The sequence below is a fragment of the Gymnodinialimonas sp. 202GB13-11 genome (assembly GCF_040932485.1).
In the GTDB taxonomy this organism is placed as follows: domain Bacteria; phylum Pseudomonadota; class Alphaproteobacteria; order Rhodobacterales; family Rhodobacteraceae; genus Gymnodinialimonas; species Gymnodinialimonas hymeniacidonis.
Genome location: NZ_JBFRBH010000001.1, coordinates 3,612,827 through 3,625,429 on the forward strand (window position 1 = coordinate 3,612,827; position 12,603 = coordinate 3,625,429).

The following is a 12,603-nucleotide window of genomic DNA, read 5'->3' on the forward strand; positions in this document are numbered from 1 at the left end:
CTAAGCCACGCTCTGGTGGGCGATACTCACGCAGCGATGACCCAATCCCCAAGTACCGAACAGTTCCTAAAAGTTCGCTATCAAAGGCGGATTACAGGAACCGCAGACGATTTCGATTTAGCAACTCAACTATTATGCGCTTCGCGTGTTGCCGGTGCTCCCGATGGGTGTTTCGCGCCATCTCAAAATCGCCTTCCGCAATGGCTTGGTAGACCTTGCGGTGGTCCTCATTGGATTTTGTTGGCACCGGGCGCATGAACAGGGTCGTGGCGCGCGCGCGGCGGACTTGGTCACTCATCATATTAACGATCATGACGATGCGGCTATTGCCGCCCAGACGCACCAATTCCTGATGAAAACGGTCGTCCGCCTCGGCCCACGCTTCCAGATCAGATGAGGCCAACGCAACGTCCATATCGCTGATTGCGATAGCCAGTTCCTGCAGCTCTGCCTCATCGTGGCCCGCGCTCGCCGCGCGTTCGGCTGCGAGGCTTTCGAGTTCGGTCAACACGTCGTAGATTTCGGCCATATCCTCAGGTGAAAGAGGCGATATCCGCACGCCTTTTCGGGGGCGCAATTCCAAGAGCCCCTGGCTTTCAAGCGTCAGCACTGCCTCGCGGATCGGTGTGCGCGACATGTTGAGCAGATCGGCAAGCTCGGATTCCAGATGGTCTGAACCAGCCGCAAGCTCGCCCGCGAAAATCTTCTCGCGCAATTCGTTCAGGGCCCTTTGAGAGCTTGAAGCCGGTTTGCGTGTTGCGGTCGTCAAATGCGGTCCAATTCCTGTTTGCGCCCGGTCCCAGCCGAAGCGTAGATGGCGTCTTCGATCGCGATGACGGTCAAATAATCTTCCGCTGTGTTTTCTAGCGCGCTTCCTATCAGCACGCCAGAAACGACGTGGCTTTGCAAGGCATGAACGCAGTCCCCGCCGAACCCGCTCCAGCTACTGGGCGGATGCAGGGTGGTTTCCTCGGTTTCGCCAAATGCGCGCAAACGCACCGCTCCGTCGCCACTGAGTGTCAGCGTTCCTTCGCTGCCCTCGATTAATCCGATGCCCATGGTGCGGCGCAGATTGTCGGCGGCGTGGTCGAGGGTTCTATTGCCGTCGAACAGGGCCCGAACCCCGCCCGGGTGATCGAAAAGAATGTATCCCGCATCCTCACCCGCAATCACCGGGTTGATCTTGCGCAAGTCTGCGTAAACGGCCAGCGGATTGCCAAAAAGATAGCGGAACGTGTCGACCCAATGCACGGCAGTTTCGTGGACGAGAAATCGCGGCATTTCTTGGAAATAGGCCTGCCGGTCCAGATACGCGCGGGGACCTTGGCCGTCGCCTGGGCGAAACCGAAACGTGGCCTGCTGCACGTCGCCCACGCGCTGGTCGTCTAACGCTTGTCTAATTGCGCGGTACCACGGCTGAAAACGAAAATTCTCATGCACAATGATGGTCGCATTTGCGGAATTGGCCTCTGCCACGATCCGACGGGCCTCCGCCAGGTTGTTGCAAAACGGCTTTTGACAGATGATCCATTTGATGCCGGCCGCCAGCGCTGTGCAGATGGCTTCGGCATGCGCGGTCGGCGGCAGGATGATATCCACGAGATCAGGAGATTGCTCTTCGAGCATCGTTCCAAGGTCGCCGTAGGCAGGTAGCCCGGTATCGTTGGCCTTTGCGATGTCGCGGTCGCACGACCCAACCAGCGTCACACGTTCCATCCTGCGCCAGCTGTCGTAGTGGAATTCGCTGAAATATCCGGCCCCGGCACAGACCACGCGAAGGGAAGCGCGGTTGGTCATGCCGCGAAGGTCTCCTCCATAACCGCGCGTGCGGCCTCCTGCGTTCCGGCAGACCCGCCAAGGTCTCGTGTCAGCACTTGACCGCGCGCCACGACATTCTCCACCGACTCGCGCAGACGAGTGCCATCGCGGCGCATGTCCGAGATCTCGTGTTTAATCCCTAACCAGTCGAGCATCAGGGCTGCCGACAGGATCATCGCGAACGGGTTGGCAAGGCCTTGGCCGGCAATGTCAGGCGCGGACCCGTGGCAGGGCTGAAATACGGCATGATCGCGCCCGATATCGGCCGAGGGGGCGAGCCCCAAACCACCCATTAGACCTGCGCCGAGGTCCGAAAGAATATCTCCGAACATGTTCTCGGTTACCATGACGTCAAAATCCCATGGCTTCTGAACCATCCAAAGCGCGGTGGCGTCGACATAGGCGTGTTCTGCTTTGATGCCCGTATGCTTTGCTGCCTCAGCATCGAACATTTCCCGGAAGAAGGCAAAAGCGCGAAAGACGTTGGCTTTATCCACGCAGGTCACCTTACCCGGCCCACGTCCTGCCGCTTTTCGGGTCTTGGCCAGGGTAAAGGCAAATTCAAAGAGTTGTTCCGAGATTTCCCGGGTGATCAACAGCGTCTCGCGCGCTTCATCCTTGGTGACTTCGCCGCAGCCTTGGCTATGGAACAGGCCTTCCGTGCTTTCGCGAACAAGCACAAAATCGATCTCCCGGTCGGCCGGCATATTCAGTGGTGTTCGCTGGCCCTTGCGCACTGTCACGGGCCGGACACCCGCGAACAACGTCAGCGCCTTACGCAGCTCGATCTGGGGCGAGATTTCGGTGCCGTCTGCGTAGCGCACATCCGGCAATCCCATCGCTGAAAGTAGAATTGCATCGGCCCGACGCGCCGTTTCCATCGAATGCTCGGGCAACGATTCGCCCGTCTTCGCATAGTGGGCGGCCCCGGCCGGTGCATCAGTGAACGACAGGTCATACGCGCTGGACGCCTGCGCCATCTGACCCAGCAGCTCAAGCGTCGGCCCCATGATTTCTGGGCCAATTCCATCCCCCTGAAAGACAGCGATTTCGAAGGTCTTGGTCATTCTTGCCCCTCATTCATCTCGATCTGCGCTCCTTAAAGGATCGAACGCTTCATCGGAAGTTGACAATGTATCCATTAATGCATACGCAAATAAATGCAACAATGAACATTGAGCGTCTGGGAGGACATCAAATGACGACGACATTCGGGAAATTGGTGGCAGTTGCTGCCCTTGTGACGGGGCTTGCCAGTGCCGCGACTGCTCAGGAATATCCGTTCCGCGACATCACCACGGCGGTTGTCTGGGGTGCCGGTGGAGGAACCGACAGCATCAACCGAATGATCATGGCCGAGATGGAGCAGCATCTGCCGGTGTCGATCAACGTGATCAACCAGACCGGCGGCGTCGCAGGCTCCAACGGGATGGTCTACGTGATGAACCAGCCCGATGACGGCTACACGCTTGTAGGGTTGTCAGAATCCAATGTGACCGCCGCCGTGCAAGGCGGGTGGGATCAGCGGTTTGACTTCTGGTATCCCTTCATCGTCGGCGGCTCACCCGACCTGATCTCGGTCCCCGCCGACAGCCCCTATACGACGCTGGAAGAGTTGGTTGAAGCGGCCCAGGCGGCCCCCGGCACCATCCCCGCCGCCGCCTCTGGCGCAGGCTCCATACACCACCTCAACCTGCTCGCGATCCAGAACGGCGCAGATGTCGAGTTCCTCTTCGTGCCCTATGACGGCTCCGCATCGGGCCAGGAAGCCGCCATTGCCGGCGAAGTCGCGCTGGTCGTCACGTCGCTGGCCGAGCAGGCCGCGTTAATCGAAGGCGGCATGCTGCGTCCGCTCGCCATGCTCACTGAAGACAGCGCCGAGATTGCGGGCACAACCGTCCCCTCCGCGTTCGACATCTATGATGGCCTGGATGCCTATCTGCCGTTGATGCAGGCCATCGGCTTTGCCGTACACGACAGCGCCTCCGATGAGGTCAAGGCCGCGCTGGCGGCGGCCTTCGAGGCCGCAATGGCCTCAGACGTGGTGGCCGACTGGGCCGAGGCCAACAACTACGCCGTCGGTGGCCAGTACGGGGAAGAGGCACAAGCTATCTTCGAAACGCTGGAGGCGAATTTCGCCTACACGCTGCAAGAGCTTGGCTCTGCCACGGTCGATCCCGCCAGCCTCGGGATTGAGCGTCCCTGACCTCCACGCCCTCCGGCCACACCAAGGAAAGGCGCGGAGCTTAGGTTCCGCGTCTTTCGGCACACCAGCGGCAGGAAGACATTGGCATGTCCCAAAAGACCCCCGAGCCCCAATCCGACGACATCGCTGTCCTGCGCGCCCGCGATTTTTGGGGCGCCATCGTGCTGATGGTCCTGTCGCTGTTTTTCCTGTGGCGCACGTCGTTCATTCCGCTGTTCGGTGACAATCGCGCGGGTGTAAGTGGAACTTCTTGGTATAATTCCGCCGCAATTGTCCCACTCGGTATCTTCACGGCCCTCTTCATCCTGTCCCTCGTTCTTCTGAGCATCGCGATCCGGGCAGGTGGGGCGAAACGCGCGCTCTCTCCCATTGGCATCGGGTGGGACCGCGCCGAAGCTGTGCGGTTCATCACCATCGGCGTCATCTTGTTCTTCTACACCGCAGGCCTAGTGCCGCGCGTGGATTTCATCGCCTGCAGTGGCTTGCTGATCACGGCGCTGACCTTCGGCTATCACAAGGGCCGGATCACACGCATGATCCTGGCCTCGGGCGCGGTGGGCTTGTGTGGCGCCTACGCATTGGTCGCGCACCTGCCTCAATCCGAATGGGGCGCCCATGACGACGACATCGTCACGCTGGCAGTCTGGGCGGCGCTGACGCTTTGGGTTCTGCTGTGCGCGCGGGGGGATGGTGTCCTTAAGGCGGTGCCCGTCATCGCGGTCCTCGCGCCGGTCATTCTGGTCTGCGCCATGGCCTTTGGATTCCGGCAAAACGTGCCGAACCGGGGCGGACTGATCTTCAGCCAGATCGAATACCACTACTACGTCACCCTCCGCCCGCTCTGGAGGTCCTGAGATGGATTTCATCCTCACGCAGCTGTCCGGTTTTGGCGGCGCCTTCTGGGCCCTGGTGATCGACCCGGTGACCTACATCTACCTGATTGTCTCAGTCTTTCTGGGCATCACATTTGGCGCGCTGCCCGGTTTGACCGCCACCCTTGCCGTCACCATCCTGACGGGCTTTTTCGGCAACAAGGTGCCGCTGGACTATTCCCTGATTGCGCTTCTCGGGGCCTATGTCGGCGCGATTTACGGCGGGTCCTATCCGTCGATCCTGCTCAACATTCCCGGCACGGCTGCCAGTGCCGCCACCGCGATGGATGGTTACCCGCTGGCCAAAGCCGGGCGGGGCGGGGAGGCATTGGGCCTCACCACCACCGCCAGCTTCATCGGCACCCTGATCGGCACGATCGCCCTTTTGGTCTTCGTCTGGGTGCTGCTGTTGCTGTCGCAAAACATCGCCAGCCCTGAGAAGGCCTTGCTGGCCCTCTTCGGGATTCTACTGTCGGGTACGCTCATGTCTGAGGATTTGGTGATCAAGGGCTGGATCGCGGGCCTTGTGGGCCTCGCCATGGCGATGGTGGGCCTTGATCCACTGCTGTCCGAGCCGCGCTATACCTTCGGCTGGTCCTACATGCTCAGCGGGTTTCAGGTGGTGCCTGTGCTGATGGGCGCCTTCGCTGTGCCCCAGATCATCGAAGGTATGCGCCATATGGATGTCGGCACGCTGACCGAATTGAAGGGCCGCATCCTGCCGAACCTGCGTGCCGTGCGGCGCTATCTGCCGACCATCACCCGCTCCGGTGTGATTGGCACTGGCGTCGGCGCGCTTCCCGGTGTGGGCGAGGACGTGGCAGGCTGGGTCAGCTACGGCGTTGGAAAATCCGTCAGCCGCGAGGGGCGTAAGTTCGGCAAGGGATCGCTCGAAGGGCTGTTGTCGTCTGAAACAGCCAATAACGCATGCATCGGCGGTGCGCTTATCCCACTTCTGGTTCTGGGCATTCCAGGCTCGCCTCCGGCGGCGGCTCTTCTGGGTGCGTTCCGCATCAACAACATCATTCCCGGCCCCACGATTGATCCCGAAATCATCCTGAGAGTCGTGGCAATCATGGTTTTGGCGTCGTTCACCATGTTCGTAATGGGGCTCTTCACGGCCAAGATATTCATCAAGATCCTGCGCATCCCCCGGGTTGTCTTTCTGCCGATCGTCATGGTGCTCACGACCATTGGTTCGTTCAGCGTGGGTGGAGGCATAAACGACCTCTACCTTATGCTAGGCGTGGGTTTTGTGGCGTACTTGATGAACTTACTCAAATTCCCCATCGCCCCGCTGGTGATCGGCGTCATCCTAGGCGGCCTGTTTGATGAGACGTTCCGCAGATCACTCCTGATTTCGGGGGGCGATGTGTTCGTGTTCTGGTCACGGCCCGTGGCTGCGGTATTGTTGGCTCTCAACGTGGCCTTGATCCTTAGCCAAGTGCCGCTGACCAAACGCTTGTTCGCACGCTTAAAGGGAAAGGCTTTCTGATGTACGCGGTTGTGGTGACCTTCAAACTGAAACCGGGGCAGGCGAAGGCATTTTTGGCCCTCATGCGAGACAATGCCGCTACATCGCTGTCGACGGAGGAGGGGTGCCACCGCTTCGACGTCTGTACCGATCCTGCCCGCCCGGAGGAGGTCTTTCTCTACGAGTTGTATGACGACCGAGCGGCATTTGACACGCACCTCGCCAGTGCCCACTTTCAAACATTCGACACGACAGCAGGTCCGATGATCTCGTCGAAATCCATCACAACTTATGCGCAGGTACACCCATGAGCGATTGGGAGGTCTATTGCATCAAGTACGCAGACCGAAACGCGCGCACACGCGCCGACAGCTTCATCTTTGATGACAACCACGACGCGCCTCATGCCATGGATTACTTCATGTGGCTGCTGCAGCGTGGGGCCGAGGTTATTCTGGTCGACACTGGGTATGATACGGCCGAGGCGCAGGCGCGGGGCCGCCCGATCCGCCTCGATCCTGTGGCCGCGCTGGCCCCGTTTGGGATTGCGCCCGAGGATGTGACACAGGTCATCGTCACCCATCTCCACTACGATCATGCGGGCGGGATGCACCTGTTCCCCAATGCCAGACTGCATTTGCAGACCGCTGAGATGGCTTATGCGACTGGTCCATGCATGTGCCATGAAACATTGCAAATGCCCTTTACGGCATCCCATGTGTGCACCGCAATCATGCGGCTCTATGCCGGAAAGGTCACTTTCCACGATGGAGATGCCGAGATCGCGGAGGGCGTGACGGTCCACTGCATCGGCGGCCACAGCCGCGGGCTGCAATGTGTCCGCGTGCGCACGAAAGCCGGGTGGTTGGTGCTGGCCTCTGATGCGGCGCATTTCTACGAAAACGTGTTCGCGCGAAAGCCCTTTCCCATTGTCGTGGACCTGCAAGACATGCTGGACGGTTTCGACACGCTGCACCGTTTGGCCTCTGCGCCGTCCCTGATCGTGCCGGGCCATGATCCGCTGGTGCGCGAATATTTCCCGCAAGACCTGGCCCCCCATATCACCCGCCTCGATGCAGGCCCTCTCAAGGCGTTTCCAATATGAAGATCGGTGTCATAGCGGATGATTTCACCGGCGCGTCCGACATCGCCCTGACGCTGGCCGAGGCGGGTATGCGCGTTGCGCAATTCATCGGTGTGCCCGGTGGAAGGGCGGACCCGGACCTTGGGGCAGGGGTCGTGGCCCTCAAATCCCGGACTGCTCCCGTGGCCGAGGCCGTGGAAGCCTCACTTGCGGCGTGCGACTGGCTGCTGGAACAAGGTGCTCAGCAGATCGTTTTCAAAGTCTGCTCCACGTTCGACAGCACGTCACAAGGCAATATCGGCCCCGTCCTCGACGCCCTTGCGGACCGGTTGCAGGCGGGCCCCGTCGTCGTCTGCCCGGCCTTTCCCGAAAACGGCCGCAGCGTCTACCAGGGGCACCTGTTTGTGAACGACCGCCTGCTCAATGAAAGCGGCATGCAGGACCATCCACTCACCCCCATGCGGGACGCCGATCTGCGCCGGGTTCTGGCGACGCAATCCACACGGTCCGTTGGCCATATCCCCGCTTCAGCCGTGGCGCAGGGGCCGGACGAGATCACGCGCCACCTCGGCCAACCCGCCCACATGATCACCGATGCCATCAGCAATGCTGACCTCATCCAGATCGGACGCGCCGCCAAGGACACGCAGCTTCTGTGCGGCGGCTCTGGCATCGCCATCGGCCTGCCGGCCAATTTCGGCGCTCAGCCGTCCACGCCGCCCTGGCGCGCCATCGACGGGCAGGGGGCCGTGTTCTCCGGCTCGTGCAGCCGCGCCACGCGAGAGCAGGTGGACATCTTTCAAACACACGCCCCGGCTTTCCAGATCGACGCCGCAACAGCGGTGAACGGCGACTACGACATCGCGGAAATGGCGCGCTGGGTTCTGGCCCAGGACACCGCCCCGCTCGTCTATTCCTCTGCCGATCCAGATGCCGTACGCGCGGCCCAGGACAGGTTCGGCACGACCTTGGCCGCAGACGCCATCGAAAGCATCTTCTCGCGCCTCGCAATCGCGTTGCGCGATCAGGGCTTGCGCAGGCTTATCGTGGCAGGGGGCGAGACCTCGGGCGCGGTCGTCACGGCGCTTGGCGTCCAAACGCTTACCATCGGCCCCCGCGCCGCCGCAGGCGTGCCCCTGGTGATGGCAGGCGATATGGCAATGGCGCTGAAGTCCGGTAATTTCGGCGGGCCGGATTTCTTTGCCAACACCCTTGCGCTGATGGAGGCTACGCCATGAGCGAGCACGCAAAACTGCGCGAGGATATCTGCACACTGGCCAAATCCATGTTCGATCGCGGGCTGACCGCCGGCTCATCGGGCAATATTTCGGCAAGGCTGTCCGATGGGTCCGTTCTGGTGACCCCCACCGGGCGGGCGCTGGGGTTTCTCGACCCCGCCCAGATCAGCCATCTCGACGCCAACCAAAAGCTCCTGTCCGGCGATCCGCCGACCAAGGAAACCCCGCTTCACGCCGCGTTCTATGAAACGCGCGCGGGAACGGGGGCGGTCGTGCACCTGCATTCAACCCACTCCGTCGCCTTGTCCATGCTTCCCGACACGGACCCCGACCACGTCCTGCCCCCCCTGACGCCCTACACGATCATGCGTGTGGGCAAGGTGAAACTGCTGCCGTTCTTCCTGCCCGGCGATCCCGCCATGGGGGACGCGGTGCGCGGATTGGCGGGCAAACGGTCTGCGGTCCTGCTGGCCAATCACGGCCCGGTGGTTGCGGGAAAAGACATCTGGGCCACAGCCTTCGCAATGGAAGAGCTGGAAGAGACAGCCAAGCTGGCCCTGATCACCCGGGGCCTGTCGCCGCGGATGCTATCGCCCGCCGATGTCGAGGCCGTCGTTCGGCAGTTTGATATCGATTGGTGATAGAGCGTTCGCCGATGCCAATTCAATGACACCATCGTGCTGCCGCCAGCAAACGATTTGGCTGAACGCGTCCATGCACAAACAGACATACCAGTAAGTGGGGAACCGGCTTTCCCGAACCCGGCCGTCAGGTTTTCGCTTTGAACGAGCAGTCAGCAATGGCTGGTCATGAGAATTAACGTTGCCAAAAACGAAGCTCGCGAAGCCGGAGCTATAGCCATTCCTTGTCGCATCAACTAGTTTTGCGTCGCTGTCGAAAGGTTTAAGGGGCTGCCAACAATAGGCCCCAACGTCGACATCAAACGAAGAGCGGTCTGATGGGGAACAAATGCTTGGTTGTGACACGCTAAGGCAGCCGGTACGGATCCTTATAACGGTAAAGAAGAACAAGGTCTTTCTATGAACCTCGAAGGCACGCTCCTTCTTATCATAGCTGCACTGCCTTTTGTCGGAGCGCTCTTGCCGGGTCTGATGATCAGGGCAGGGCGCAATGTGTGTGCAATTTCGACCGCTGTTCCCACAGTTGCGGCTCTGACCCTTCTCATAGTGCTGGCACCCGGCGTCCTGCAGGGCGAAATTGTTCAGGCCGAGTTGGAATGGCTTCCGCAGCTTGGGCTGTCGGCTTCGTTTTTTCTCGACGGTCTCGGGCTGTTATTCGCCGGAATGATCCTTGGCGTTGGATCTCTGATTATTCTGTACGCCCGCTTCTATCTGTCCGGCGAAGACCCGATGGGGCAGTTCTATACATACCTCCTGCTGTTTCAGGGGGCGATGTTGGGCATCGTATTGTCGGACAACATCCTCCTTTTGTTGATCTTCTGGGAGCTGACATCGCTGTCGTCCTTCCTTCTGATCGGATACTGGAAGCATCTGCCTGAAGGGCGCCAGGGTGCACGTATGGCATTGGCCGTTACAGGTGCTGGCGGGTTGGCGTTGATCGGTGGGATGCTCATCCTTGGAAATATCGTGGGCAGCTACAACCTGACCGATATCTTGCAGGCCGGGGACCAGATCCGCGCCTCGGACTGGTATCTGCCCGCGCTGATTCTGATCCTGCTTGGGGCGTTCACCAAGTCGGCGCAGTTCCCGTTCCATTTCTGGCTGCCGCATGCCATGGCCGCGCCAACGCCAGTATCGGCCTATCTGCATTCGGCAACCATGGTGAAGGCGGGTGTATTCCTTTTGGCGCGCATGTGGCCAGCGCTCGCCGGCACCGAAGCATGGTTCTACATCGTGGCCACGATCGGCCTAATCACGATGGTGCTCGGGGCGCTGATCGCTTTGTTCAAAGACGATCTCAAAGCGCTTCTCGCGTTCTCGACCGTGAGCCATCTTGGGCTGCTTACGATGCTTTTGGGTTTCGGCACGACCGCCGCTGCGGTGGCCGCAGTCTTCCACATCATCAACCACCTGACCTTCAAAGCCGCCCTCTTCATGACGGCTGGCATTGTGGATCACGAGACACATACGCGTGACATCAAGCGGTTGGGTGGGCTTAGGCACCTCATGCCGGTCACCTTTGTCATTGGCACCGTCGCGGCCTTGTCGATGGCCGGTATCCCACTCTTCAACGGATTCATCTCCAAGGAGATGATGTTGGAAGAAGCCTCGCACACCGATTGGTTGAACAGCGCATATGCCGTACCGGTGCTGGCCACACTCGGCGCACTTTTGTCGGTGGCGTATTCCCTGCGCTTCATTTTCCATGTCTTCATGGGGCCGGAGCGCGATGATTATCCGCAAAAGCCCCACGACCCGCCCTTTGGTATGTGGGCCTCGCCCGCACTTCTGGCGACGCTTGTCGTGATCATCGGCGTTGCGCCGTTTCTGGCGGAAGGCATCGTAACCGCCGCTGTAAATGCAGTGACCGGCGCCGACCTGCACCCCCGTCTTTATATCTGGCATGGGATAACCCCAGCGCTCTTCATGTCGATCATTGCTGTCGCCGGTGGTGCGGTTCTCTTGCTCATGCACCGACCGCTCAATGCGGCATGGATCGCTGCGCCGCGCCCGGAAGCCAAGGCAATCTTTGATCGTCTGGTCTCCGCTATCGTTGCACTGTGCCGCTGGATCACTGAATTCAGCCATAACGGCGCGATCAGTCGGTATCTGGCGATTTTCACGGTGACGTCGATCGCACTTGGCTGGTTTGCCTATTCGTCGAGCGGGCTCAGCGCCCCCACCCGAGAAATGCTGCCCATTGCGCCGGTTATTGCTGTGGGCTGGGTGATGCTGATTGTTGCCACCGTCTCGGTCGTGACAATGCACCACCACCGGTTCCGCGCGTTGATCCTGATTGGGATCATCGGTTTGTCGATTTCCGCGGGGTTCGCCTACCTCTCTGCGCCAGACCTCGCGCTGACGCAAATCTCGGTTGAAACGGTCACGATCATGCTTCTGCTGCTGGCCTTGCACTTCATGCCGAAGACGACCCCAAAAGAGAGCCCATTGGGTCTAAGGTTGCGCGATAGCGTCATTGCCCTTGGCGCAGGCGGTGGTGTGGCGGCGCTGGCATACGCATTCCTGATGCGCGACATCGACACTATTTCCGAGTACCACATCGCCAACAGCTATGAAGGCGGCGGCGGCACCAATGTGGTCAACGTAATCCTCGTCGATTTCCGGGGCTATGATACGTTCGGCGAGATCATCGTGTTGGGCATCGCGGGGCTTCTGATCTACGCGATGATGCATGCCCTCTTGGACGGTCCGGCGGGGCGGAGGTTGAGGAACACCGACTATTCCCAGGATCGGTCCCGCGACCGGCACCCGATGATGATGGTAGTCGTCACCCGCGTCCTGATGCCGATTGCCGTTGTCGTGGGCCTCTACATCTTCTTGCGGGGTCATAACGAACCAGGTGGCGGTTTTGTTGCAGGCCTTGTGATCGCGATTGCGCTGCTCATGCAGTACATGGCGTCCGGTTTCGCCTGGACCCAGCAACGCAAGAAGATCGAGTACCACACGATGATCGGCCTTGGCGTGGTGATTGCGGGTCTGACCGGAGTAGGCGCGTGGGTCGCCGGCGCGCCGTTCCTGACCAGCTCTTACACCTATGTGCACCTGCCGCCGATCGAGGAATTCGAGCTGGCCACGGCCATGCTGTTTGACCTTGGCGTTTTCCTGACAGTTTTGGGCGCGGTCATGTTGATGCTCTACAGCCTAAGTCGGATCGCCCGGTACGCAGGCGAAACCGTCAATATCGAGCCGATGGACTACGACCCCAGCGATCAGACCCCCGACGACGCTCAACCAGAGGGGGGTCGCTGA

Annotated in this window: 11 protein-coding genes; 8 read left to right on the top strand and 3 right to left on the bottom strand. The window is 60.3% G+C overall.

Annotated elements, in window-relative coordinates; all coding sequences use genetic code 11:
- Positions 1–91: 91 nt before the first annotated feature.
- Genes V8J81_RS18470 through V8J81_RS18480 form a run of 3 tightly spaced genes read right to left on the bottom strand, consistent with a single transcriptional unit; the run spans position 92 to position 2,885 of the window.
- Positions 92–769 (bottom strand): GntR family transcriptional regulator, encoded by a 678-nt coding sequence (locus V8J81_RS18470; RefSeq protein ID WP_368477217.1) that lies wholly within the window; start codon positions 767–769, stop codon positions 92–94.
- The gene (locus V8J81_RS18475; protein WP_368477218.1) at positions 766–1,797 is read right to left on the bottom strand and encodes a Gfo/Idh/MocA family protein; all 1,032 of its coding nucleotides are present in this window, start codon (positions 1,795–1,797) and stop codon (positions 766–768) included. Before V8J81_RS18475 ends, V8J81_RS18470 begins: the two co-directional genes overlap by 4 nt.
- Positions 1,794–2,885, bottom strand: a complete 1,092-nt coding sequence (locus tag V8J81_RS18480; protein ID WP_368477219.1) for an isocitrate/isopropylmalate dehydrogenase family protein — start codon at positions 2,883–2,885, stop codon at positions 1,794–1,796. Before V8J81_RS18480 ends, V8J81_RS18475 begins: the two co-directional genes overlap by 4 nt.
- Before the next feature lie 131 nt (positions 2,886–3,016).
- On the opposite strand from V8J81_RS18480, the gene V8J81_RS18485 reads away from it, so the two are divergent.
- The 8 genes from V8J81_RS18485 to V8J81_RS18520 all read left to right on the top strand — a co-directional run bounded on the left by V8J81_RS18485 (position 3,017) and on the right by V8J81_RS18520 (position 12,603).
- Positions 3,017–4,024, top strand: a complete 1,008-nt coding sequence (locus V8J81_RS18485) for a Bug family tripartite tricarboxylate transporter substrate binding protein (protein WP_368477220.1) — start codon at positions 3,017–3,019, stop codon at positions 4,022–4,024.
- A gap of 86 nt (positions 4,025–4,110) precedes the next feature.
- Positions 4,111–4,878 carry a hypothetical protein gene (locus tag V8J81_RS18490; protein WP_368477221.1) on the top strand — a complete coding sequence of 256 codons (768 nt, stop codon included), beginning with the start codon at positions 4,111–4,113 and terminating at the stop codon, positions 4,876–4,878.
- Between the two features lies 1 nt (position 4,879).
- The gene (locus tag V8J81_RS18495; protein WP_368477222.1) at positions 4,880–6,391 is read left to right on the top strand and encodes a tripartite tricarboxylate transporter permease; all 1,512 of its coding nucleotides are present in this window, start codon (positions 4,880–4,882) and stop codon (positions 6,389–6,391) included.
- Entirely contained in the window at positions 6,391–6,681 is a 291-nt protein-coding gene (locus tag V8J81_RS18500) for a putative quinol monooxygenase (protein ID WP_368477223.1), read from the top strand. Before V8J81_RS18495 ends, V8J81_RS18500 begins: the two co-directional genes overlap by 1 nt.
- Complete coding sequence (locus V8J81_RS18505) at positions 6,678–7,475, top strand: N-acyl homoserine lactonase family protein (protein ID WP_368477224.1); 798 nt, start codon at positions 6,678–6,680, stop codon at positions 7,473–7,475. The genes V8J81_RS18500 and V8J81_RS18505 overlap by 4 nt, the downstream gene beginning before the upstream one ends.
- Positions 7,472–8,692: a 3-oxo-tetronate kinase gene (otnK, locus tag V8J81_RS18510; RefSeq protein WP_368477225.1), complete on the top strand. Its 1,221-nt coding sequence runs from the start codon at positions 7,472–7,474 to the stop codon at positions 8,690–8,692. The genes V8J81_RS18505 and otnK overlap by 4 nt, the downstream gene beginning before the upstream one ends.
- On the top strand, positions 8,689–9,333 hold the full coding sequence (otnC, locus tag V8J81_RS18515; RefSeq protein WP_368477226.1) for a 3-oxo-tetronate 4-phosphate decarboxylase: 645 nt from the start codon (positions 8,689–8,691) through the stop codon (positions 9,331–9,333). Before otnK ends, otnC begins: the two co-directional genes overlap by 4 nt.
- A gap of 399 nt (positions 9,334–9,732) precedes the next feature.
- On the top strand, positions 9,733–12,603 hold the full coding sequence (locus tag V8J81_RS18520; RefSeq protein WP_368477227.1) for a monovalent cation/H+ antiporter subunit A: 2,871 nt from the start codon (positions 9,733–9,735) through the stop codon (positions 12,601–12,603).